Origin of the sequence: Streptosporangium sp. NBC_01755 (assembly GCF_035917995.1) — a bacterium.
In the GTDB taxonomy this organism is placed as follows: Bacteria; Actinomycetota; Actinomycetes; order Streptosporangiales; family Streptosporangiaceae; genus Streptosporangium.
This window is the reverse complement of sequence record NZ_CP109131.1, coordinates 4,297,754-4,320,400: the sequence shown is the minus strand read 5'-3', so window position 1 is coordinate 4,320,400 and position 22,647 is coordinate 4,297,754. Positions and strand designations below refer to the sequence as shown.

Here is a 22,647-nt window from a genome sequence, read left to right as displayed (position 1 = left end):
CGACGATCAACGCACTTCCCAAGTGACAGCGCGGGTTCGATTCCCGTCACCCGCTCCACGCTTCAAGGCCCAGGTCAGGGACGGATTCCCGACCCGGGCCTTAGTCGTTTCCAGAAATTCAACGACCACCTATGCCCGTTGCCTGCCCGATGGCTTCGGCACCTCTTCAACAGATCAGCTCGCCTCACGCAACGGCTGGAACTGGACACTGAGCCGCATCTCCAACGCCTCCGCAAGCCTCTCCAGCATCGGAATCGTCGGCATCGTCCCACCTGCTTCGAACCGCGCCACCGCGGGCTGCTTCAACCCTGTGCGCTCGGCCAGTTCGGCCTGAGTCAGCCCGAGCTGTTCGCGGCGCAGCCGTACCGCCTCACCAAGCTCGAAACGGATCCGCGCTGCTTCGTACGCGGCCCCCGCGCCGGGACGACTCATGATTTCTTCCCGCTTGTCGGCCCACGTCTTGCGCTCGCCCATTCCGCTCACTCCTCATCTGCCGTGTGAGCCTCAGCGATACATCGCTGCATGGCCCGCCACGCACGCTCGACTTCGGCAGTCTCACGCATCCGCTGCTTACGGAAGACCGTCAACAAGATGATCCGCCTGCCCGGTGCGATCCAGTAGCTGACGCGCACCGCCTCTCGTTCAAGATGAAAACGCAGCTCACGCAACTTGCCACGCAACTGCCGGGTGTAGGGCTCGTCGAGCAAGACACCCCGCTCGGCCAGCAGGTCGACATAGAACACCGCCGTCTCCTGACCTTCTTGATCAAGCGTGTCGAACCACTTGTCCACCTCTGGCTCCAGCTCCACCTCTCCCCAAGTCATAACACGGACGTTATACGGCGGGCAAGTGCCATACTCGCGGATCACGCAAACCCACAAGGAACCAAGCACTCCAGCCGGACAGCCAACCCGAATCCGCTTCTCCCGCGTGCAGACCGAGGCGGACGAGATGGTCAGGTGGGCAGGGTGTGGGTGCTGTACAGGTAAGACCAGGTCGCGAGCTGATCGCCGGGCCATTAGCGGGCCATTAACCAGGGTGACAAGGGGTCAACTATGGTTACTCACGACCGGCCCGAAGCCCAGGCCGGCAGCCCTACCAGCCGTGATCGATGCACTTCCCAAGCTGACAGCGCGGGTTCGATTCCCGTCACCCGCTCCACCCTCAAAGGCCCAGGTCAGGATGTGAATCCAGAGCGGGGCCTTAGTCGTTTTCGGAGCCTCTTCGATCTTCCGTGCCCGTTACGTGCCCGATGCCGGTGGATCTTCTTTCTTGAGGGCCGCTTCGGCGAGCTTTCCCATGCCGTCGGCGATCATCTGATCCCGCCCGTTCTCGGTGTGCAGATAGATCAGCGCCGCCCGCGTGGTCGAGTGCCCCATCCGGTTCATCAACTCCCGCAGCGTCACACCCGTTTGAGCAGCCGGTACGCCTTGGCCACGGTCACCGGCCCTACTCCCCCGTCCAGGAGCGTCTTGCGCCACTTGCGTACGTGAGCCGCCTTGATCTCACTCACGGCCAGGTTGCCGAAAGTCGGGACCAGGTGCAGGCGGAGCAGACCCTCGTAGAGCTGGACCGTCTTGGGTCGCAGGCCGGGGCGCTCGTTCACCCAGTCGGAGCCGTACTCCTTGAAGGCCACCTTGCCGAGGTCCGGGTTACTCCAGTCCTCCGCGAGGATCTCGGCCTCCTTCGACGTGAATGAAGGCGATCCGCCGTTCCTCGATCAGGCGACGGGGGAAGCGGACCGAGGTGTTCAGCCGCTCGGCCGCCTCTTCGACGGTGAGCAACCGGCCCTGTGCGAGTTCCGGGAGGAGCGAGTTGTGCTCTTGCTTGGTCTTCCTGGTCACTAGGGCACCATCTTTCTCGCAGGCACCACTACGGTGCTTGGTGAAGGGACTCGGCGGGAGCCGGGGTGACGGTCACATGGCCTCCTCTCGGTTGACCACGTCGGCGGAGATCCGGCAGACGTCGCTGTAGGGGGCCTTGAGGAGGTGAGCAGTGTCGAGATCGACAGTCACCGTCCCTTCGGCGAGGTCGGAGCCGTTGAATGTCCGCAGCCGCCGGAAGGGCAAGCCCTCGATCTCGGCCGGGGTGCCGTGCAGGGTGATTCTCATCAGGCCCCCTCAACCGTCAGCGGCAGCGTGTCAGCGGTGAACACGGCGACCATGTCGCGGATATCGGCATCGGAGACGTAGCCGGCACGGGCACGCATCGGTTCGGGTGAGGTCTCCAGACGGGTGTAGGCGATGCCCGCGCCGAGGTTCGGCTGAGGTGAGATCAGGTCGGCCAGCGCGCCCCGGTCCCGAGCGCCGTCGCCGAGGACCATGTCCACCTGTTCGGACTCGTCCAGCCGCAGCGCGATCTTGTCGGGGAACAGGTTGCGGATGCTCAGCACGTCCTTGCGCGGGTCCTGCAACGCCGCCAGGACACCGACTCCCACCGCACGACCCTGCGTGGTCAAGGTTGCCAGCGCGGCCGAGATGCGGAGCTTGAGCCCCTTGTCGGACTGATAGGCGGTCAGGAAGGCCACCTCGTCGACCACCACCAGGACGAACGGGTCATCGACGGTAGGGACATGGTTGCGCTGGACTCCCGCGAACCGGCCCGCACGCTCCTGCATGATCTCCACGGCCTTTTCCAAGAGATCGGCGCACTCGGCCGGGTCAGCGGCGTAGCGGTCGAACAGGTCACGGCCGAAAGACAGTTCCATCAGCTTGGGGTCCAGCGCCCAGATCTGCACCAGGCCCGCACGGACGGCAGGCAGCAGGCCCCGGATGGTGGACCAGATGACCGAGCCCTTGCCCGCCCCGGTGGCCCCGGCACCGAGTCGCTGATGTCCAGGCTGTCGCGCACGAAGGCGAACTCGGCCTCCTCGGCGGCGGCGAGCAGGGAGACGATCTGCAGCCGGGTCGGGGCGTGGATGACCGGATCGAGCTGCGGGGTCATCAGTTCGTCATCTCCGCCCGGCGAACGGTCCGCATGGACATCCATCGGGTCAGGATAGGCGTGGTGATCACCGCGGTCACGGTCATTGTGACGCCCATCACGGTCCCTGGGTAAGCGACGCCGAGCGCCTTCAACCCCACCGCCAACCCCACGCTTCCGAGTGTCGTGAGGACGATCCAGACCGCTAAGCCACCCCATGCCCATGGATCCACCACGGAGGGATGGGGGCGCACGGACTGGTTCCGAATCTCCATGACGTGATACGGCGGCTGCACGATCTCCACGCCCGGGAAGGCGCGGGCGTGCTGGATGGCGGCGACGGCGGCGCGCTCGTCGACCTGGCCCCAGTCGCCGCCGAACTGCCAGGTGCCGTAGCAGATCGGGCTGACCTGGAGCTCCGTGCGGCCCGTGTCCATGGCCTCTCCCTTCTCGGGAGCCGCCCCATGCACCGGTCATGGGAAGGGCAAAGAGCGCTTGGCCCAGCGGGGAGTCGTACCAACTGACCTGGTCGGCGGTGTAGACGTCCGGGCGTCCCTGGGCACCGGAGACTCCGCCAGGAGCAACCGGCCGACGGCAAGGGACACCGGCAGCGACCCGTCGCGAGGCAGACGCCCTGAAGCGGGTGCCAGACGCCCCGACGGGGCCGGCGCGTCCACGGGATACGTCCTGGTGCACGGTGTGCCGCCCACTACCACGACCTCGTCGACCCCCTGTCCGACGACGGCCTCGACGGCGGCCCGCGCCGCCAGCCGGATCTCCTCGACCTCGGCGACGCGCCCACCCGTGAGGCCCGGCAGCAGCAGCGGGGCCTGGGGGACGCAGGCCACGGCCGCGATCACGCAAGCCCTCGCACGATCCGCGACGGCACCCGGACACCGCGCGTCACCGCGACCATGTCGAGCACCTGCCGGGTGGGGGCGACGTTGTGCGCGCGGTATATCCGCGCGCCCTGCCACGCGCAAATCGCGGTCACCGCCAGGGTGCCGAACATCCGCTGGTCGACGGGCAGCCCCAGGGACTCGCCGACGAAGTCCTTGTTCGACAGCGACACCAGCACCGGCCATCCGGTGGCGACCAATTCCGCCAACCGGCGGGTCACCTCCAGCGAGTGCCAGGTGTCCACGCTAATGATCAGATCGGGGTACCGCTCCCGGATCTCCGCCACGAAGGCGGCCGTACGGTCGATCTCCTCGGCCACGCCGACCTCGACCCCCGGAGCCGCCTTGACACCGCCGATGTCAACGATGTCCGCGCCTTCGGCTACGACCTCCTCTACCCGCCGCAGCGCCTGCTCGCGGGCGAAGGTGACACCCCTGTCGTAGAACGAATCGGGCGTGCGCGTCCCGAACCCGGCGCCCCGCCGCTGGGCGACGCCCATCAACTCGGCCGCCATCACTCCCAGATCGTGCACCGGCTGGTGCCGATGCCCCCGGCAGCCCAGATCCACCTGCGCCAGCGCGTCGAGGCCATGGCGATGAACAGCCGCCGGTAGAGGCCCTTCACCAGCAGCGTCTCGGGCCGGCTGAGCAACGGCCCGAGCAGACCGGTCACGAACCGGGGCGACCACACTGATCGTCTCCTCGGTGGCCCGTTTGGCCGCGAGGAGGCGTTCGATCGGCCAGGCCTCGGCGGCCGACGTGGACCGACGGAACCACACCTCAACCGGGTCGTTCAACTGCCCTGCCCCCTTGTTTTAGCGGCCAGATCCGCCAGAGAACGGTCTGCCGCCGGTCAGCTTTACGCCGGTGAGCGCTGCCAGCACGGTAGTGGCTCGTTTTTTTCAGGGCAAAACGACCTGCTACGGTCGGAACGTGGCGAACGCTGCGGACGAACGATTCACTCGGAGAAGGTGAGTACCGTCCGCGCCGCGCTGCCGGTCTCAAGGGCCGCGAAGGCCTGGGCGTAGTCGGTGAGGAGAAGCCGGGAACTGACCAGTTCGCCGAGTTGCAGCCGCCCGGCCCGGTAGGCGCGGATCAACTTGGGGATGTCCAGCTGGGGACTGGTGCTGCCCGCCACGGTGGTCATGATCCGCCGCTCCATCATGAGGTTCTCCCGCGTGACCGGGATGACGGACCCCGGTGGGCAGGAGCCGACCAGTACGGTGGTCCCGCCCCGGCGCAGCAGCTTGAGGGAGTCGGCGGCGAGCTGAGGGATCCCCACGACCTCGAAGGCGAAGTCGACGCCCTCGGGATGAATCGACAGGACCTGCTGGAACAGATCGACGGAGCCGACGTCGACGGTGTGCGTGGCGCCGAGCGTTCGTGCGAGCTCCAGCTTGTCGGGCTTGGTGTCGGCCGCGATGATCGACGTCGCGCCCGCGAGCCGTGCCCCCTGGATGACGTTGAGTCCGACCCCACCGCAACCGATCACGACCACGGCATCGCCAGGCTGGACCCGCGCGGTTTTGAGAGCGGCCCCGGTCCCGGTGACCACACCGCAGCCGAGAAGGCAGACCTGGTCCAGCGGGAGGTCAGGATCCACCTTGACCAACTGGGCGGCTCGCACGACCGAGAACTCCGCCATCGTGCCGGCGCCCATGAACGGGAACAGATCCTTGCCATCCAGCCGGACGCGGGTCCGACCATCGCTCATCACGCCGGTCATGGCGCGCAGGGTGTCCGGCCCGTTGCACAGCCAGGGCTTGGCGTCCACACAGTAGGAGCACTCGCCGCACGGTCCCACGAGTGTGATGATCACGTGGTCTCCGGGGCTCACCGACCGCACGCCCGGACCGACCTCCTCCACGACTCCCGCGCCCTCGTGACCGAGCACGCATGGGGCCTTCGCCACCGGGCTACGACCATTCACGACGTGGGCGTCCGAGGCGCACACCCCGGAGGCGACGATACGCACCAGCACCTCGCCCCGCTGGGGCGGCCACACCTCGACCTCCTCGAGGACGGGCTGACCGCCGTCCTCGAGCACGACGACGGCGCGGGCGATCCTGATACCTGTGGTCATGGCGCCAGTCTCGGGCCGGACCGTTACGCACGCCGTGACCGAACACCGTTAACGCCCTGGAAAGGCTGGGTCCAGGTCGAAGATCGCGGACCGACGAGGTCGCGGCGCCTTCTCGACAGAGCGTACGGACACACGGGACATCCGGCACCGTCGCGACGCCATGAGTGTGACGCGCATAACGTTCGAGGTAACAGCCTGGGTCCTCTACTCGCCGCTACCTGTCATCTCATGAAGGGCAAGTAGACCCAATGAAGCCCAAGATCCTGGTAACGGCTGTGGTCACCGCGTCCGCCCTCCTTCTGTCCAGCTGTGGGGGGGACGCCGAGAGCGGTTCCAGCGACTCGGCAGACTCGACGTTCAAGGTCCTGGTCGTGGCCTCACAGACCGGGCCACTGGCCGCTCTCGGAAAGCCGTTCCTTATTGGGCTGCAGGTCGCAGCCGACGAGCTTAACAAGGCGGGTGGCATCCTCGGGCAGCAGGTGGAGCTGAAGGTCCTGGACTCCCAGAGCGACCCGACAAAGGCCGTCAGCCTGCTTCAGCAGGAGCTCGCCAGCGGTGACCAGCCCGACCTCGTGTGGGACGGCACGATCAGCGCGGAGACTCTCGCCCTGCTCCCGGTGCTGAGCCAGCGCAAGATCCTCTCGATCGGCGCTACCGGCAACGAGGCGATCAACGACCCCGAGAAGTATCCCTACACCTTCCACTCGTCCGCACACCAGGCGACCGACGGAATGCCGGCGAACGTCGCGGCCATGCAGGAACTCGGCTGCAAGTCCGTCGGCCTGCTGGCACCCAACGACGCGAGTGGTGAGCCGGTACGCGACAACTATCCCGCGGGATTCGAGAGCGCGGGGTTGCCGTTGACCGTCGAGGAGTACGCGACCGGGGACATCGACATGACGGCTCCGCTGGCCCGGTTGGAGTCCGCCGGCGTGGACTGCGTCGTCGCGTTCGCGGCGGGCCCGGCGGCGCCGTACGTGATCAAGAGCCGCGCCAAGTCCGGCTGGGACGCCCCGCTGATGTTGAACGAGGCGATTACCACCGACGTGTACAACCTCGTCAGCCCGGAGGAGCTCGAAGGCGTCTCCATTCACACCTACGCCATCAACGCCTACCGTGAGCCGGCCGCCCGGACCCCCGCCTATACCTCGCTTCAGGCCGGGCTCAAGGCCAAGGGGAATATGGAGGCCGTCCTGCTCAACTACGCGTGGCCGCACGACCTGCTCCAACTGGTGGCCATGGGCGTCAGGCAGGCAGGCTCCACCGACCCGGACCAGGTCAAGCAGGCGCTGGAGAATCTCGAGCAGCCGGCGGAGCAGGACCGTCCCTACGTCGCTTACACGACGATGGCATGGAGCGCCACCGACCACTTCATCGACGCGGGCGAGAACGACTACGCCGTCGTCAAGTCGGTCACGCCCCTCGAGGACGGGACCTGGAAGTAGTGACAGCGCCGGGAGGTCCGGCCCCGTCATGGTCGGGCCTCCCCCAGCGTCGCGGCACGAGCCAGGTCGGCCACAGCGAGCTCAGCGCGCCGGGGAGACGACGACGGCCGGAAGCGGTATGACCCGGCTCACGTAATGCCCCTCATAACGACGCAACGGAACTTTGAGCAGTTGGAAACATCTGAGGTTGCCATTGAACAGGGAGCGCGCCATGCCCCACATTTCTGTCCTAGGCCCGCTCGCAACGAGGTGGGCGACATGTTGACCATTTGGCATGGTATCTCGACCGGGGCGGTCCTGGCCTTGGTGGCGATCGGGTTCAACATCGTCTACGTCGCGTCGGGGACGCTGAACTTCGCCCAGCCTGAGTTCCTGGTGGCGGGCGCGTTCGTATCGTACCTGACCACCTCGACCCTCAACTGGCCCGTGGTGATGGCGATCCCCATCGGCCTCGCGGTCGGTGCGGTCATCGGAATACTTGAGGAACGGATAGCCATCCGGCCGCTGCGCGCCGGTGGCCACGGTGAGCTGGTCACGACGCTCGGCTGGTCGGTGGTCATGGTCAGCGTCATCCTGCTGATCTGGGGTCCGGACCCACTGGAACTGGAAGGGTTCGGCTCTCGCACCGTCATCGACTTCATCGGTGGCCGGGCCTCGATCAACGAGTTCGTGATCGTGGCGCTCGCCGTCGCGACCGCCATCGGCTTCCACGTCTGGCTGCGAGCCACCCTCGCCGGTCTGGCGAACCTCGCGACGGCAGAGGACAGGGAGGCCGCGACGCTGCGCGGCATCAACGTCAAGCTCCTGTCCACCGTCGCCTTCGCCATGGGCGGAGGGCTGCTCGGGGCGCTGGGCCCCGTCGTCGGCCCGCAGACCTACGCCATCTTCAACCTCGGAGCGCTGCTCGTCATGCACGCCTTCGTTGTCTTGACCATCGGCGGATACGGCAGCAACCTGGGCGTCCTGGTCGGCGCGCTCGCCGTGGGTGTGACGGAGTCCCTGAGCGCCCGGTACCTGGGCGCGTCGTACGCCAACCTGTCCCTGTTCGTCCTGCTGATGGGCGTGCTGCTGCTGCGGCCCCAGGGGCTGTTCGGGATGCGATCGGAGCGAGTGGTATGAGTGTGCTGAAGTCCTCGTTCCAGACCGCCGAGCGGCTACCACTGTGGCTCATCCCGCTCGGTCTGGGCGTGCTGCTGTTGTTCGGCCCGCTGCTGGGGATGAACCAGTCATGGACGCGCCAGTTCATGCTGATCGCGATCTTCACGTTGGTCGTGAGCGGTCTGAACCTGAGCTTCGGCTACGCCGGAGAGCTCTCACTCGGTCAGGTCGCGATCTACGCCGCTGCCGCCTACACCAGCGGCATCATGGCGATCCGAGGGTGGGACCTGGCGCTGGAACTGCTCGCGGGTGTGGTCGTCGCCGCTGTGCTCGGTTTCGTGTCGGGCATACCTGGAGCTCGGCTGGCCGGCTGGGGACTGGCCATGTCGTCGTTCTTCCTGGTGATCATGATTCCGGACGCCGTCAGCCTCTTCAGGGAGTACACCGGCGGCTACTCGGGCCTGGCCGGCATCCCTCCGGCCACCCTGTTCGGAGTCCCGTTGGAACCGGACGCCTTCTACATGGTCGTGATCGCGGTGATGATCTTGTGGCTCGCGGTCATGCGAAACATCGTCAAGTCACGTCACGGCGGAGCCCTTCAGGTGCTGCGCCAGAGCACCGTCCTGGCCTCGTCGCTCGGTATCAACGTCTACCGGACCAAGATGACCGCCTACGTGCTCGGCGCCGTACCTGCGGGGCTCGCGGGCGTGCTGTTCGCCCACGTGGATCTCTACCTCGCGCCCGAGTCCTTCACCTTCCAGCTCTCCATCGCCTTCATCGCGGCCAGTGTCCTTGGCGGGTCGGCCAGCATCTACGGTGCGTTCATCGGCGCCTTCCTGCTGCAGATCGGCCCGATGCAGACGGCCGGGTTCGCCCAGTACGCGCTGGTGGCGTACGGCGCGTTCCTGCTGCTCGGCGGGGTGTTCCTCCCCGGCGGAGCCGCTGGGCTCGCGCGGCAGGTCCTCGGCTTCGCGAAGTCCCGCCTCACCGACCCGGAGCCGACCCGCCGAACAGCCGCCGCCGAAGCGACCATCGACCCCATCCAGGGCAAGGCGCTGGAGGTCGAGGGCGTCGTGAAGGAATTCGGTGGGGTCAAGGCCGTGTCCGGGGTGTCCCTCGCCGCGTTGCCGGGGCAGGTCACCGGTCTGATCGGCGGCAACGGATCGGGGAAGACCACGATCTTGAACATCGTCTCCGGCTTCTACCGCGCCGATCACGGCACAGTCTCGCTGGCCGGCAAGGTGATCAGCGCCCAGGCGCCTCACCACGTCGCCCGTCGCGGCGTGGCTCGCACCTTCCAGACACCCGTGATCCCCCGGTCGCTCACCACGCTCGAAGTGCTGGCCACAGCGCGGTACGCCGGCCACTACGCGGGCATAGCGGCCGCGGTCCTCAGACTCCCGCCGTACCGACGGCAGCGGGCGCTCGACCATGAGAAGTCGTTGAACGTCCTGCGGATGCTGGGCATCGAGCACCTGCAGCACGTCGCCGCGGCGTCGTTGCCCCTGGGGAGCCGTCGCATGGTCGAAGTCGCCCGCGCCCTGGTGGCCGAGCCGGCCGTACTGCTCCTGGACGAGCCGGCCTCAGGTCTGGACGAGGGAGAGGTCGAGGACCTTGGCCGCCTGATCCGCCGGGTCGCCGACCTCGGCACGACGGTCCTGCTGGTCGAGCACAACTTCGGGCTGATCTGCGAGGTGTCCGATGTCGTGCACGTGCTGGAGTTCGGTCGCCTGATCGCCTCGGGCACTCCCGACCAGATCCAGCAGAATCCGGTCGTGGTTCGCAGCTACCTGGGCGACGACGTCGAAGCCGTGCTCGAACCGACTGATGCGGCGGCCACCGTTGCTCTCGAAATGGGAGGTCATCATGACTGAGCCCGCGCTGGACCTGAAGGGGATCACCGCCGGCTATGGGGACATCAGGGTCCTGTGGGACGTCTCGCTGTCGGTGTGGGCCGGCGCCTGCACGCTCCTTCTCGGGAGGAACGGCGCCGGCAAGTCGACCGCCCTCCTCACCGCGTCGGGTGTCATCCGGCCCTCATCGGGAGGGGTGCGCTTCCAAGGCGAGGACCTGACCTCGATGCCCGCTCATCGCCGGACCCGGGCTGGTCTGGCCCTCGTGCAGGAGAACAAACGCGTCTTCAAGCGGCGGACCGTCGAGCAGAACCTCGTGCTCGGCGGGTACTCCATGAACAAGAACGACCGCAGACAAGCGATGGAGGAGGCGTACTCCCGGTTCCCGATCCTCGCGGACAAGCGGAAGGCCCTGGCGGGCTCCCTCAGCGGAGGGCAGCAGCAGATGCTGGCCATCGCACAGGCGCTGATGCCCTCCCCGACCGTGCTGATGCTCGACGAGCCGTCGGCAGGACTGGCGCCCTCGATCGTCAAGGAGGTCCTGCACATCGTCGATCGGCTCAAGAGCGAAGGGATCGGGATCCTGCTCGTCGAGCAGCTCGTGGACAAGGCGATGCCGGTGGCCGACCATGTCGTGCTCCTGGATCACGGCCGCGTGACCCTGTCGACGCCGGCCAAGGACATCGAAGATCTTTCGGGACTTCGCGAGGCGTACATGGGACACAGGCGTCCAGAGACCGGCTCGGAGCCGGCCCTGACCGAATGACCGTCTCGGGCCACGCACACACCATCGCCGATTGCCCGACCCGGGCAATCGGCGTCCCCCGCTCGCGTCAGCGCAGGTAGCGGATGTGAACGTCGGCTACGCAGACCGGCCGGTCGCCGCCTTCGACCTCGGCTGTGACGCGGGCCGCGACCTGGAGTCCGCGCGGGACCTCGCTCACCTCGGTGATCGTGGCATGCGTGCGGATCCGGGAACCGGACAGGACGGGGGCGGGGAACCGGACCCGGTCCAGGCCGTAGTTGATGATGCTCGACGCGCCGTCGACCTTGAGCAGTTCGCCCAGGCGGGTGCCGGCCGCGGCCAGCGTGAGGTAGCCATGGGCGATGGTCTGGCCGAACGGGGTGTCCTTCGCGCGGACGGGGTCGAGGTGGATCCACTGGTGGTCCTCGATCGCGTCGGCGAAGGTGTCGATGCGGGACTGATCGACGACCATCCAGTCGCTGTACCCGAGGTCGCGACCGGCGGCGCCGCGCAGCTCGTCGAAGCTGATCGTGACGGTCACGCGATCAGCTCCAGGATCGTCGCGTTGGCCTGCCCGCCGCCTTCGCACATGGTCTGCAGGCCGTAGCGGATGCCGTTGTCGCGCATGTGGTGGACGAGGGTGGTGGCCAGCCGGGCGCCCGACCCGCCCAGCGGGTGCCCCAGCGCGATCGCGCCGCCGTTGGGGTTGAGCAGCTTCTGGTCCGCGCCGATCTCGGCGAGCCAGGCCAGCGTGACGGTGGCGAACGCCTCGTTGACCTCGAACGCGCCGATATCGGCCAGCGCGAGACCGCTGCGCCGCAACGCCTTGTGCGTGGCCGGGATCGGCCCCGTCAGCATGATTCCCGGTTCCGACCCGACCACGACGGCGGTGTGCACCCGCACGATCGGGGTCAGCCCGAGTTCACGCGCCCGCTGCGAGGTCGTGACCAGCAGCGCTGCCGCGCCGTCGCTGATCTGCGAGCTGTTTCCTGCGGTCACTACGCCGTCGGGCCGGAACGCCGGTTTGATCCCGCCGAGCGTCTCGAGCGTGCCCCCGCGGCGGATCCCCTCGTCGGCGTCGACCACCGTGCCGTCAGGAGTCGTGACCGGAATGATCTGGCCGGCGAACAGCCCGCCGTCGGCTGCGGCGGCGGCACGTTCGTGGGACTGCAGCGCGTACGTGTCCACGGCTTCCCGCGTGATCGACCAACGCCGGGCGATCTCCTCCGCGCCCAGCCCCTGGTTCGGGAAGTCCGCCCCGTAGCGGGCGACGTAGCCCAGCCCCAGCGGGGACTGGCCGTCGCTCATGGCCGAACCCATCGGGACCCGCGACATCGACTCCACGCCGCCGGCGACGGCGAGGTCGTAATGCCCGGCGATCACCGAGGCCGCGGCGAAGCTCAGCGCCTGCTGGGATGAGCCGCACTGCCGGTCGACGGTCGTGCCGGGCACCGACTCGGGCCAGCCCGCGCCGAGCACCGCGGTCCGCGCGATGTCGAAGGTCTGCTCGCCGATCTGGCTCACACAGCCCCACACCACGTCATCGACGAGCGCCGGGGCGATCCCCGCGCGGTCGGCCAGGGCGCGGAGCACGGTGGCGGACAGGTCGGCCGGGTGCACGCCGGACAGGCCGCCGTTGCGTTTACCGACGGGCGTACGGACGGCCTCGACGATGACGGCGTCACGCATGAGGGTTTCCTCTCGGGGATTGATGTATGGCGTCGGTCGGCGGGACCGGCGAATCGGGCGTCCTGGCATGCGATCGAAGGACGGCCGCGGTCATGACCCGCGAGCGGCCTGCTGCTGGTCGGCACCCGTCACCGGGGTGCCATTCTGAGCGCGCCGTCCAGCCGCAGCGTCTCGCCGTTGATCATGGGGTTGCCGACGATGAAGGAGACACAGTCGGCGAACTCGACCGGTCGTCCCATCCGGCTGGGGTGCGGCACCTGCGCGGCCAGCGAGCGCTGGGCCTTCTCCGGAAGTCCGAGGAACAGCGGGGTCTCGAACATGCCGGGGGCGATGGAAACGACCCGGATCGCGTGCTCGGCGAGTTCCCGGGCGATTGGCAGCGTCATACCCGCGACGCCGGCTTTCGACGCGCTGTAGGCGGCCTGGCCCACGGTGCCGTCGAAGGCGGCCACCGAGGAGGTGCAGACCACGACGCCGCGGTCGCCGTCGACGGGTTCGTTGCCGATCATGGCCTCGGCGGCGAGCCGGATCACGTTGAAGGTGCCGATCAGGTTGACCGACACCGTTCGGCGGAACCGCTCGAGGTCGGAGGCCTGCCCGGACCGGTCAAGGACCTTGAGCGACTCCGGGACGCCGGCGCAGTTCACCAGGACACGCAGCGGGCCGAGCCCGGTCGCGGCGGCGACCGCCGCGCGCGTGTCGGCCTCGGAGGTGACGTCGGCCGGGGCGAAGACGGCGCCGATCCGCGCCGCGACCGCCTCACCGCCGGAGGCGGGCAGGTCGGCGATGACCACCCGGGCGCCATCGCCCCGCAGGCGTTCTGCGGTGGCCCGGCCGAGACCGGAGGCGCCGCCGGTGACCAGGGCGACGGAATCAGTGATCTTCACATCGACATCCCGCCGTCGACCGGGAGGACGGTCCCGGTGATGTATCCCGCCTGTTCGGAGGCCAGGAAGCCGACCGCGGGCGCGATCTCCGCGGGATCGGCGAAGCGCCCGAGCGGGATCGCGGCGGTGAGCTCGGCGAGCTTGCCCGCCGGAACGCCGGCGACCATCGCGGTGGCGGCGTTGGGGGAGATCGCGTTCACGGTGATGCCGAACCGGGCGACCTCCTTGGCGACGGCCTTGGTGAATCCGATGATCCCGGCCTTGGCGGCCGCGTAGTTGGACTGGCCGATGTTGCCGTGCAGGCCGGTGTAGGAGGTGACGTTGATGATCCGGCCGAAGGCGGCCGCGCGCATGTGCCCCACGACCGCCCGGGTGAGGTGGAAGGTGCCGCCCAGGTGCACGTCCAGGACCTGCTGCCAGTGCGCCGACGACAGCTTCCAGACCACCGCGTCGCGGGTGATGCCGGCGTTGTTCACCGCGATGTCGATGCCGCCGCCCCAGCCCGCGACGTCCTCGACGGCCGCCGCGACCGCGTCCGCGTCCGCCACGTCGACGGCGACCGGAGCGATGGTGTCACCGCGCTCGCCCCAGGCCGCCTTGAGCGCGGCGGGGTCGAGGTCGAACGGCGCGACGCGCGCGCCGGCATCCGCGAACAGGGCGGCGATGCCCCGCCCGATGCCCTGGGCCGCGCCGGTGACGATCACGGTACGGCCGGTGAAGTCGAAGGAGATGGTCACGAGCGTCGGGTGTCCTTCCAGGGGATGTCGCGATCGATCCGGGGTTCGCCGGGCAGGCCCAGCACCCTCTCCCCGAGAATGGTGCGCAGCACCTCCGAGGTGCCGCCCTCGATCGAGTTGGCCAGCGAACGCAGATAGGCCTTGCGCACATCGGAACCGCCGTGCACGGCGGTGGTGTCGGGCGTGGTCTCGGTGTAGTCGTCGATCAGCAGGCCGGCGTCCCCGGACAGGTCGACGCACAGCTCGTAGATCGCTTTGTTCAGCTCGGCCATCTGCAGCTTGGCGATCGACCCCTCCGGCCCCGGCTCGCGGCCGATCTGCGCCGCGGCCCGGGCGTTGGTGAGCCGGGCGGCCTCGGCCCGGGTCCACAGCAGCATGAGCCGCTCGGTGGTCGCGGCGTCGACGCGCCCCTCGGCCAGCGCGGTGCGGTAGATCTCGACGGCCTGGGCGATCGGGCCGGCGCCGCGCTCGGCCGTACGGCCGCCGAGCGACACCCGCTCGTTCGCGAGGGTCGTCATCGCGACCCGCCAGCCCTGCCCGACCTCACCGAGCACGTTCGCCACGGGGATCCGCACGTCGGTCAGGTAGACCTCGTTGAACTCGGCCTCGCCGGTCAGCTGGCGCAGCGGGCGGACCTCGACACCGGGTGAGCGCATGTCCAGCAGGAAGTAGGTCAGCCCCTGGTGCTTGGGCACGTCGGGATCGGTGCGGGCCAGCAGGATGCCCCAATCGGAGACGTGCCCGAGCGAGGTCCAGATCTTCTGCCCGTTGACCACGAAGTCGTCACCGTCGCGCACGGCCCGGGTGGCAAGGGCGGCGAGGTCGGAACCCGCGCCCGGCTCGGAGAAAAGCTGGCACCAGATGTGCTCGCCGGAGAAGCAGGGGCGCAGGTGGCGTCGTTTCTGCTCGTCGGTGCCGTGGGCGTGGATCGTGGGCATGGCCATGCCGAGCCCGATGACATTGCGCCCGCTATGGTCCGCGGCTCCGGCCCGGGCGAACCGTTCCTCGACCGCCGGCTGCAGGGACGGGTCGAGTCCCCGCCCGCCGAAACCGGCGGCGAAGTTCACCACCGCGAGCCCGGAGTCGAACCGGGCTTCGCGGAACGCCCGGTCGGCCGCCCGGTCGGCCGGATCGGGAACCGGGTGCGTCCGGAGGAACTCCGAGACGGCCTCCTCCAGCGGCGTGGGTTCGAGAGCCGGTTCAAGGGCGGCGGCTCTCGTGCCAGCCGCTCCGGTGCCGGCGATGTCGACGAGTTCGGCGAGCCGGGCACGGTGGCGGGCAGGAGGGCCGAGCAGCAGCTGGCTGCTCTTGGCCCGCTTGAGATACAGGTGCGCCGAGTGTTCCCAGGTGAATCCGATGCCGCCGTGGATCTGCACGTTGTGCGCCGCGACGCGCTGGTAGGCGTCGGAGGCGATCGCGCGGGCCAGCGCCGCGGCGGCCGGCAGGTTGACCGGGTCGTGCACCGCGGTCCACAGGCCGTGGTAGACCACCGAACGCGCGGACTCCACGTCGATCAGCATGTCCGCGCAGCGGTGCTTGATGGCCTGGAACGAGCCGATCGCCCGGCCGAACTGCACGCGGGTGCCGGCGTAGTCCACCGAGGTCGAGAGCACCCGAGCCGCCCCGCCCAGCTGCTCCGCGGCCAGATACAGGGTGGCGAGGTCGCCGGTGCGGCGGAGCACGCCTTCCGCCCTGCCGAGCAGGCGGGCGGGGACGCGGTGGAACTTAAGCTCAGCGAGCTTGCGGGTGGAATCCAGCGTCGTGAGCGGGGTGCGCCGCAGGCCCGACGCCGTGCCGTCGACGGCGAACAGGCCCACGCCGGCGGCGGTGTCGGCCGCGGCCAGGACGAGATCGGCGGCGGCGCCGTCGATGACGATGCCGGCCGTCCCCGACACCGTCCACCCACCGTCGGTTTCCAGGGCCCTCAACGCACCGCCGCCGGTGCCGGTACCCGGCCAGGCCAGCGTCGCGATCGTGTCGCCCGCGGCGATGCCCGGCAGGTACTCGGCGGCGCCGTCCCCGCCGAACTCGGTCAGCGCGGTCGCGGCCAGGCCCACGGTGGCGAAGAACGGGCCGCAGTAGAGCGCGGCGCCCATCTCCTCGAACACCACCCCGAGTTCGACCGGGCCCGCCCCGCTGCCACCGTGACGTTCGGGGATCGCGATCCCGTGCAGCCCGAGCTCCTCGGCCGCCTTCCGCCAGACCGTGGGATCGACGCCGCTACCGGTCTCCATGAGGCGGCGAACCTCGTCCTCGGGCGACTGCTTGTCCAGGAAGTCGCGGACCACCGCGCGCAAGGCCTCGGCTTCCTCGTCCGGGCTGAAGCTCACCTGTTACCTCCTCATCGCGTCCGGCTGTCGAGCCTGGGCGTTCTACACCGGTCTATCCAGGGGGCGTTACGCCGCCCACCACTCATAACGCGGGCGGTAATATGCCGTGCCGACAGTGATGGCATGCAGCTACATGGACGTCGAGCCCTGGTTACCGGGGCGAGCCGGGGAATCGGCGAAGCCATCGCCCGGCGGCTCGCCGAGGACGGCGCCGAGGTGGTGCTCGTCGCCCGCAGCGAGGGCCCAATCACCGCACTCGCGAAGGAACTGCGGACCTCTGGTGCGCGGGCGGCGGCGATCGCCGCCGACATGGCGGACCGATCGTCGTTGAGCGCGCTGATGGACCGCGTCGAGGACGAGTTCGGTTCCCTGGACATCCTGGTCAACAATGCCGGCGTGCTGCCGACCGCGACCCGGGCCGAGCGCACCGACCAGGACGTCTGGGATCACACCCTCGAGGTCAATCTGTCGGCGCCCTGGTACCTGGCCTGCCGCGCGAAGGGGCTGATGGGTGAGCGCGGCGGTGTGATCGTCAACAACGCCAGCACTGCCGCCTACTATCCTTCGCGCGGGCTGGTCGCCTACAACGTCAGCAAGTCCGCTCTGGTCATGCTCACCCGGGTGCTCGCTCTCGAATGGGCCTCTTCGCAGGTCCGGGTCATCGGCGTGGCGCCGGGCAAGGTCGAGACCGATCTGGTCGGGCCCATCGTTCAATGGGCGCGCAAACGCGATCAGCCGCTCAATCCGCAGGGCCGCCTCGGCACCCCTCGAGAGGTGGCGGATCTCGTCGCGTTCCTGGTGGGAGACCACGCGGCCTACCTCACCGGGGTGACGATCCCCATCGACGGCGGCGAACTGCTGACGGCGGGCTCCGGACTCACGCCTTGACGATCGCGGCGAGCCGGGTGAACTGCTCGATCGCCGCGTCCGCGCCGGGCACCGCCCCGATCGGCTGAAGCACCACGTGGTCGGCCCCGGCGCCGAGGTGTTCCTCGATCCGGGCCCGGATGGCGTCGTCATCGCCCCAGGCGACCAGCGCGTCGACCACGCCGTCACTTCCGTCGTGGTCCAGTTCCTCCGCGGGCATGCCCAGCGAGCGCAGGTTCTCCCGGTAGTTCTCCCTGGCGAGGTAGTGCCCGGTGTGCGTCCGTGCCACCGCCCGGGCGGTCGCCGGGTCGCGTTCCAGCACAACGGCCTGCTCGGGCACCAGGAGCGCGTCCGGGCCGATCGCCGCGCGGGCGCGGCGGGTGTGCTCGACGGGGACGAAATAGCTGTGCACACCGTCGGTTCGCTGCGCGGCGAGCTCGAGCATGCGCGGGCGCAGCGCGGCGAGCACCCGGGTGGGTCCGGGCTCGGGCACCGGGCTGTGCAGGGTGGCCGAGTCCATGGCGTCGAGGTACTCGCGCATCCGGGTGAGTGGCCGGGCGGTGTACTCGTGGCCCCGGCGCCCGACCGCGCCGGCGTGGCTCACTCCCATGCCGAGTACGAACCGGCCAGGGAACGCGTCCGCCAAGGTCCGCCACCCCGCGGCCATCGCGGCGGGATCCCGCGCCCAGATGCTGGCGATCCCGGTACCCACCACGAGCCGGGAGGTCGCGCCGAGCAGGACGGCGGCATGTGAAAGCGCCTCCCGGCTCGCGGCGCCCTCGGCGATCCACAGCGATCCGAAACCGAGGTCTTCCACAGCGCGGGCGACCCGGATCGCCTCGGCGACGGGCAGCCCGTCGAGGCCGAAACTCCAGGCGCCGACCCGGCCGAGGCGATCGGCGGTCAAGCGAGCGACGGATGTCTTCTCAGTGGTCACATCAGCGAGCGTGCTTGCGACGGATTACCGGCAACGTTACGGGCTTGCCGGTTAACGAGGTCGATAACGTCCCCGGGGGCAAGGTGGGCCTCAGCTTTTCCCAGCGCGAGGAGGCGCCATGGTGGACTCGATCGGCCTGATCATCCCGCAGCGAAGCGCGCTGTTTGGCGTCGCCGACCTGCCCGAACTGCTCAGGATGGCTCCGGTGGCCGAGGAGTCCGGCCTGTTCGACACGGTCTGGGTGGGCGACAGCCTCACCTCCAAGGCGCGCGCGGACTCGATCGCGTGCCTCGGAGCGCTCGCCGGGGTGACCAGCCGGATTCGGCTGGCCGTCGGCTGCATGGCGAGCTTCCCCATCCGCGACCCGGCCCTGTTCGCCTACCAGTGGGCCTCACTCGATGAGATCTCGGGCGGCCGGATGTTGCTGGCGGTGTGCAACGGCCTGCAGAAGCGGGGCGGGGCGTCGGAGCTCGAAGGCGCGCATTTCGGCGGAGTGCCCGACAAGCTGCGAGCGGCGCGGCTTGAGGAGAACATCGACCTGGTCCGCCGGCTGTGGACCGGCGACGCGGTGACCTTCCACGGGCGCTTCTCGCAGTACGACGCCATCCGCATCCAGCCCATCCCGGTGCAGCGGCCCTGCCCCATCTGGATCAGCGCGAACCCCCCGGCAGGCCCGGCCGCCGAGCGGGTGATCAAACGGGTGGCCACGAAGGCCGACGGCCTGCTGACGGTTCGCGTGCGGCCGGGCTACATCGCCGACACCAGGGTCCAGCTCGACGAGCAGTTGGTGGCCGCGGGCCGGGACCCGGGCACGTTCCCGGTCGCGGCATACCACAGCGTCAACATCGGACCCGATCGCGAGGCCTGCCTCGACGAGGCACAGCGCTTCTTCGACCAGTACTACGGCGAGGGCATGTTCGACCGTGACGCCGCGGCCGCCATGACGGCGGCGGGCTCACCCGAGCAGTGCGTCGAGCAGCTCCGCGCGGTAATCGCGGAGGGCACTACGCACCTAGCCCTGCGGATCGCGTCGTGGCACCAGCGCGAGCAGCTCGACCTGGTGATCGACAAGGTCCTGCCGGCTCTGGGCGGGTGATCGAGTTGACCGAGATCGATCTCGCGGCGGCCCTGTTGCGGGCGGTGATCGGCGTGATCATGATCGCGCACGGCCACAACCATCTGTTCGGGCCGGGCGGAGTGGCCGGCACGGCGCGCTGGTTCGGCGGGCTTGGCCTGCGGCCGCCCGCGCTGCATGCCTGGACGAGCGGGCTGCTCGAGATGGCCGCCGGGGTCGGCCTGCTGCTCGGCCTGGCGACTCCACTGTGGACTGCCGCCACGGTGGGGGTGGCCACGGTGGCGGGGATCGCGGCCCACCGGCCGAACGGATTCTTCGTGTTCAAGGACGGATACGAATACGTGCTGGTGCTCGCGGTGGCATCGGCCGCGCTCGCCGCGCTCGGTCCCGGCGCGTGGTCGCTCGACCACCTGGTGGGCATCGACTTCGCGGGCGGCTGGCCGGCCCTCGGCGTGCTCGCGGCCGGGGTTTTGGGCGCACTCGGACTACTGGCCGCGTGCTGGCGGCCCTCGGCGTCCGCGGATGGATGAAGGTGGCGGCGTAGCGCGACACGTGCGAGCAGGTCCCCATCCGGTGCTCGGACACCGGATCCGTAGCGTTGGCCATTCGTGACATCCCGGCCGAGCCGGTCGAAGGCGGCGGGCGCGCGGTAACGCGGCCGGTAACCCGCAGCCGGTCACGCTCGCAGCCGAAACACAGACCTGCGGCAATGGCGCGCACATGCGGCGGTTTCGACCGCCCGACCAAAAGGGAGGTAGGAAATGGCACCCGACGGGCTGACCATGACCATCGATGGGACCGCAGTGCGTGGGAGCGCGACCTTCTCGGTCGAGGACCCGGCGACCGGCAAGGTCCTCGCCGTGGCTCCGGATGCCACCTCGGCCCAGCTCGACGACGCCTTCCGGGCGGCCGCCCGTGCGTTGCCGGGGTGGGCCGCCGACGCGGACGGTCGGGAATCCGCCCTGAACGCGGCGGCCGACGCGGTCGTCGCCGCGGCTGACGAGCTGACCGAGCTCGTCACCAGTGAACAGGGCAAGCCGCTCGCCGAGGCGCGGGCGGAGGTGCTCGGCACGGTCGCCGCGTTGCGGCACTTCGCCGGTGTGCGGCTCGAACCGATGGTGTTGCAGGACGGCCCGGAGGCGCGGGTCGTCGTCCGGCGCCGCCCGGTGGGTGTGGTCGCGGCGATCACACCGTGGAACGCGCCGCTGCTGGTCGCCGGCGGGATGAAGATCGCGCCGGCGTTGGCGGCCGGGAACACGGTTGTGCTCAAGCCGTCCCCGTTCACGCCGCTGGCCACGTTGCGCCTCGGTGAGGTGTTGCGCCCGGTGCTGCCCGCAGGTGTGGTCAACGTGCTGAGCGGGGGGGCAACCGACCTGGGCCGGTGGATGACGAGCCACCCGGTGCCACGGCTGATCACCTTCACGGGGTCTCCCCGCACCGGGCGGCTCGTCGCCGAATCGGCGGCACGGGACCTGAAGCGGACCGTGCTGGAACTGGGCGGCAACGACCCGGCCATCGTCCTGGACGATGCCGTCGTGTCCGATGTCGCGGAGGCGCTCTTCTGGGGTGCGTTCGGCAATGCCGGGCAGACCTGTGTGGCGGTCAAGCGGGTATACGTGCCCGAATCGCTGCGCGATGAACTCGTCGCCGCGCTCGCCGCCATCGCGGACACCGTCGTGGTGGGCGACGGCCATGACCCGGCCACCCGGATGGGGCCGCTGACCTACGACGCCCAGCGGTCGATCGTCGGGGAACTGGTGACCGACGCGGTTCGACGCGGCGGGCGGGTGGCCGCCGGCGGCGCGCCCATCGAGGGCCCCGGCTACTTCTACCGGCCGACCATCCTCGATTCGGTCGCCGACGGGTTCCGGATCGTCGACGAGGAGCAGTTCGGCCCCGCCCTGCCGGTCGTCGCCTACCGCGACGTCGAACAGGTGCTGGCCACGGTGAACGCGTCGGAATACGGTCTCGGTAGCTCGGTGTGGAGCGCGGATCCGGCGCGTGGCCGGGTCGTCGCCGATCGGATCGAAGCCGGGACGACGTGGGTCAACACCCACAAGAACGTGCTGTGGCCGGTGCAGCCCATCGCGGGTGTCAAGCAGAGCGGCCTCGGCGCCGAACTGGGCGCCTGGGGCATGGAGAGCTTCACCGAACTGTCCGTCCAGCATGACGTGGGCGGTCCGAGCGCGCGCCCGGTCGGCGTGGTCCCCGTCGCGAAGTGAGCCTGTGCCCGCGGTGCCGGAGAAATCGCGGCACCGCGGGCGCGCCGCGCGCCTCAGAGGCGCAGGGTCTTGAACCCGTCGACGATGGTGACCTGGCCGCTGACCCAGCCGGCCTCGTCGCTGCAGAAGAAGCGCAGCGCGGCGACCAGGTCGGCGGGCTGACCCTCCTTCTTCACCGCCTGTTGGGCCAGCATCGCGGCGCGGGCTTCGGCTGAGACGGTCACCATGGTGGCTTCGGTGTGGATCAGGCCGGGGGCGATCGTGTTGACTGTGATGCCGTGCTTGCCGAGTTCCCGGGCGAATCCTTGTGAGAGGCCGATGAGGGCCAGCTTCGAGACAGAGTACGCGCCGCCGAGTCCCGCATACGCCCCGGTGGAGGTCTGGTTGACGATGCGGCCCCACCCGGCTTCGATCATCAACGGCGCCAACGCCTGCGTCATCAGCAGCGCGCCATCGAGGTTGACCGAGAAGATCTTGCGCCAGTAATCGATGTCGACATCCATTTGAGCGTCCATGCGCATCGAGTGATAGATCGCGGCGTTGTTCACCAAGATGTGCGCCGCACCGAACTCTCTGCGCACCCAGTCACCGAGTTCGGCGGTCGACTCCTTGGCCGCGACATCGACGTGCCTCGCGACCGCCTTGCCGCCCTTGTCGGTGATGAGCTGGACGGTCTCCGCGGCGAGCCGGTCGTCCACATCCGCGATGACCACAGTCGCACCGTCCGACGCCAACGCGGCGGCGTACTCCTGACCGATGCCGCGACCGGCACCTGTGACAACAGCTATTCGTCCGTCGTGTGGCCCTGACATGACTTCTCCTCACCTCGTCGGCTGATCGTGCGAGCATCGGCGGCGT

26 protein-coding genes and 1 pseudogene are annotated in these 22,647 nt (G+C 69.3%); 8 read left to right on the top strand and 19 right to left on the bottom strand.

All coding sequences use genetic code 11. From position 1 onward, the window contains the following. Positions 1-174: 174 nt before the first annotated feature. The 12 genes and pseudogenes from OG884_RS20795 to OG884_RS20735 all read right to left on the bottom strand — a co-directional run bounded on the left by OG884_RS20795 (position 175) and on the right by OG884_RS20735 (position 5,904). Positions 175-474, bottom strand: coding sequence for a helix-turn-helix domain-containing protein (locus OG884_RS20795; protein ID WP_326635294.1), 300 nt, complete (start codon positions 472-474; stop codon positions 175-177). Positions 475-479: 5 nt separating this feature from the next. Next, the gene (locus tag OG884_RS20790) at positions 480-824 is read right to left on the bottom strand and encodes a type II toxin-antitoxin system RelE/ParE family toxin (protein WP_326635292.1); all 345 of its coding nucleotides are present in this window, start codon (positions 822-824) and stop codon (positions 480-482) included. A gap of 417 nt (positions 825-1,241) precedes the next feature. Continuing rightward, a complete protein-coding gene (locus OG884_RS20785) occupies positions 1,242-1,406 on the bottom strand; it encodes a hypothetical protein (protein ID WP_326635291.1) in 165 nt (54 codons plus the stop codon). Further along, entirely contained in the window at positions 1,403-1,636 is a 234-nt protein-coding gene (locus OG884_RS20780) for an N-terminal phage integrase SAM-like domain-containing protein (RefSeq protein WP_326635289.1), read from the bottom strand. Before OG884_RS20780 ends, OG884_RS20785 begins: the two co-directional genes overlap by 4 nt. Positions 1,637-1,652: 16 nt before the next feature. Beyond that, positions 1,653-1,844 carry an excisionase family DNA-binding protein gene (locus tag OG884_RS20775; protein WP_326635287.1) on the bottom strand — a complete coding sequence of 64 codons (192 nt, stop codon included), beginning with the start codon at positions 1,842-1,844 and terminating at the stop codon, positions 1,653-1,655. Positions 1,845-1,916: 72 nt separating this feature from the next. Then, the gene (locus tag OG884_RS20770; protein WP_326635286.1) at positions 1,917-2,111 is read right to left on the bottom strand and encodes a hypothetical protein; all 195 of its coding nucleotides are present in this window, start codon (positions 2,109-2,111) and stop codon (positions 1,917-1,919) included. Next, positions 2,111-2,827 (bottom strand): annotated as a pseudogene (locus tag OG884_RS20765) (FtsK/SpoIIIE domain-containing protein); the annotation flags it as partial. The pseudogene OG884_RS20765 and the gene OG884_RS20770, both read right to left, overlap by 1 nt. A 115-nt stretch (positions 2,828-2,942) precedes the next feature. After that, the gene (locus OG884_RS20755) at positions 2,943-3,359 is read right to left on the bottom strand and encodes a hypothetical protein (RefSeq protein WP_326635283.1); all 417 of its coding nucleotides are present in this window, start codon (positions 3,357-3,359) and stop codon (positions 2,943-2,945) included. Positions 3,360-3,395: 36 nt separating this feature from the next. Next, on the bottom strand, positions 3,396-3,782 hold the full coding sequence (locus OG884_RS20750; RefSeq protein WP_326635282.1) for a hypothetical protein: 387 nt from the start codon (positions 3,780-3,782) through the stop codon (positions 3,396-3,398). Continuing rightward, positions 3,779-4,336, bottom strand: coding sequence for a dihydropteroate synthase (locus OG884_RS20745; protein WP_326635281.1), 558 nt, complete (start codon positions 4,334-4,336; stop codon positions 3,779-3,781). The genes OG884_RS20750 and OG884_RS20745 overlap by 4 nt, the downstream gene beginning before the upstream one ends. Then, positions 4,336-4,512, bottom strand: coding sequence for a hypothetical protein (locus OG884_RS20740; RefSeq protein WP_326635279.1), 177 nt, complete (start codon positions 4,510-4,512; stop codon positions 4,336-4,338). The genes OG884_RS20745 and OG884_RS20740 overlap by 1 nt, the downstream gene beginning before the upstream one ends. A gap of 267 nt (positions 4,513-4,779) precedes the next feature. Continuing rightward, the gene (locus tag OG884_RS20735) at positions 4,780-5,904 is read right to left on the bottom strand and encodes an alcohol dehydrogenase catalytic domain-containing protein (RefSeq protein ID WP_326635278.1); all 1,125 of its coding nucleotides are present in this window, start codon (positions 5,902-5,904) and stop codon (positions 4,780-4,782) included. A 248-nt stretch (positions 5,905-6,152) separates the two neighbouring features. On the opposite strand from OG884_RS20735, the gene OG884_RS20730 reads away from it, so the two are divergent. The 4 genes from OG884_RS20730 (at position 6,153) to OG884_RS20715 (ending at position 11,066) form a co-directional block, all read left to right on the top strand. Then, positions 6,153-7,349, top strand: a complete 1,197-nt coding sequence (locus tag OG884_RS20730; RefSeq protein ID WP_326635277.1) for an ABC transporter substrate-binding protein — start codon at positions 6,153-6,155, stop codon at positions 7,347-7,349. Between the two features lie 258 nt (positions 7,350-7,607). Further along, positions 7,608-8,468, top strand: a complete 861-nt coding sequence (locus tag OG884_RS20725) for a branched-chain amino acid ABC transporter permease (RefSeq protein ID WP_326635276.1) — start codon at positions 7,608-7,610, stop codon at positions 8,466-8,468. Beyond that, positions 8,465-10,321 carry a branched-chain amino acid ABC transporter ATP-binding protein/permease gene (locus OG884_RS20720; protein ID WP_326635275.1) on the top strand — a complete coding sequence of 619 codons (1,857 nt, stop codon included), beginning with the start codon at positions 8,465-8,467 and terminating at the stop codon, positions 10,319-10,321. The genes OG884_RS20725 and OG884_RS20720 overlap by 4 nt, the downstream gene beginning before the upstream one ends. After that, the gene (locus OG884_RS20715; RefSeq protein WP_326635274.1) at positions 10,314-11,066 is read left to right on the top strand and encodes an ABC transporter ATP-binding protein; all 753 of its coding nucleotides are present in this window, start codon (positions 10,314-10,316) and stop codon (positions 11,064-11,066) included. The genes OG884_RS20720 and OG884_RS20715 overlap by 8 nt, the downstream gene beginning before the upstream one ends. 67 nt (positions 11,067-11,133) lie before the next feature. On the opposite strand, the gene OG884_RS20710 is transcribed toward OG884_RS20715, so the two are convergent. From OG884_RS20710 to OG884_RS20690, 5 genes are all read right to left on the bottom strand, one after another. After that, the gene (locus OG884_RS20710) at positions 11,134-11,586 is read right to left on the bottom strand and encodes a MaoC family dehydratase (RefSeq protein WP_326635273.1); all 453 of its coding nucleotides are present in this window, start codon (positions 11,584-11,586) and stop codon (positions 11,134-11,136) included. Next, a complete protein-coding gene (locus OG884_RS20705; protein ID WP_326635272.1) occupies positions 11,583-12,734 on the bottom strand; it encodes a thiolase family protein in 1,152 nt (383 codons plus the stop codon). The genes OG884_RS20710 and OG884_RS20705 overlap by 4 nt, the downstream gene beginning before the upstream one ends. A gap of 128 nt (positions 12,735-12,862) precedes the next feature. After that, positions 12,863-13,621 (bottom strand): SDR family NAD(P)-dependent oxidoreductase, encoded by a 759-nt coding sequence (locus OG884_RS20700; RefSeq protein ID WP_326635271.1) that lies wholly within the window; start codon positions 13,619-13,621, stop codon positions 12,863-12,865. Next, the gene (locus tag OG884_RS20695) at positions 13,618-14,358 is read right to left on the bottom strand and encodes an SDR family oxidoreductase (protein WP_326635270.1); all 741 of its coding nucleotides are present in this window, start codon (positions 14,356-14,358) and stop codon (positions 13,618-13,620) included. Before OG884_RS20695 ends, OG884_RS20700 begins: the two co-directional genes overlap by 4 nt. Beyond that, positions 14,355-16,688, bottom strand: a complete 2,334-nt coding sequence (locus tag OG884_RS20690; protein WP_326635269.1) for an acyl-CoA dehydrogenase — start codon at positions 16,686-16,688, stop codon at positions 14,355-14,357. Before OG884_RS20690 ends, OG884_RS20695 begins: the two co-directional genes overlap by 4 nt. A 123-nt stretch (positions 16,689-16,811) precedes the next feature. On the opposite strand from OG884_RS20690, the gene OG884_RS20685 reads away from it, so the two are divergent. Further along, on the top strand, positions 16,812-17,576 hold the full coding sequence (locus OG884_RS20685; RefSeq protein ID WP_326635268.1) for an SDR family NAD(P)-dependent oxidoreductase: 765 nt from the start codon (positions 16,812-16,814) through the stop codon (positions 17,574-17,576). Here OG884_RS20685 and OG884_RS20680 read toward each other — a convergent pair. Then, positions 17,566-18,462 (bottom strand): TIGR03620 family F420-dependent LLM class oxidoreductase, encoded by an 897-nt coding sequence (locus tag OG884_RS20680; protein ID WP_326635267.1) that lies wholly within the window; start codon positions 18,460-18,462, stop codon positions 17,566-17,568. The two genes, OG884_RS20685 and OG884_RS20680, sit on opposite strands and share 11 nt — an antisense overlap. Positions 18,463-18,610: 148 nt before the next feature. Here OG884_RS20680 and OG884_RS20675 point away from each other — a divergent pair, with 148 nt between their 5' ends. The 3 genes from OG884_RS20675 to OG884_RS20665 all read left to right on the top strand — a co-directional run bounded on the left by OG884_RS20675 (position 18,611) and on the right by OG884_RS20665 (position 21,789). Further along, positions 18,611-19,588, top strand: a complete 978-nt coding sequence (locus OG884_RS20675) for an LLM class flavin-dependent oxidoreductase (RefSeq protein WP_326635266.1) — start codon at positions 18,611-18,613, stop codon at positions 19,586-19,588. Further along, complete coding sequence (locus tag OG884_RS20670) at positions 19,585-20,097, top strand: DoxX family protein (RefSeq protein WP_326635265.1); 513 nt, start codon at positions 19,585-19,587, stop codon at positions 20,095-20,097. The genes OG884_RS20675 and OG884_RS20670 overlap by 4 nt, the downstream gene beginning before the upstream one ends. Before the next feature lie 231 nt (positions 20,098-20,328). Then, positions 20,329-21,789, top strand: coding sequence for an aldehyde dehydrogenase family protein (locus OG884_RS20665; protein WP_326635264.1), 1,461 nt, complete (start codon positions 20,329-20,331; stop codon positions 21,787-21,789). Positions 21,790-21,842: 53 nt separating this feature from the next. On the opposite strand, the gene OG884_RS20660 is transcribed toward OG884_RS20665, so the two are convergent. Further along, entirely contained in the window at positions 21,843-22,601 is a 759-nt protein-coding gene (locus OG884_RS20660; protein WP_326635263.1) for an SDR family oxidoreductase, read from the bottom strand. Positions 22,602-22,647 lie beyond the last annotated feature (46 nt).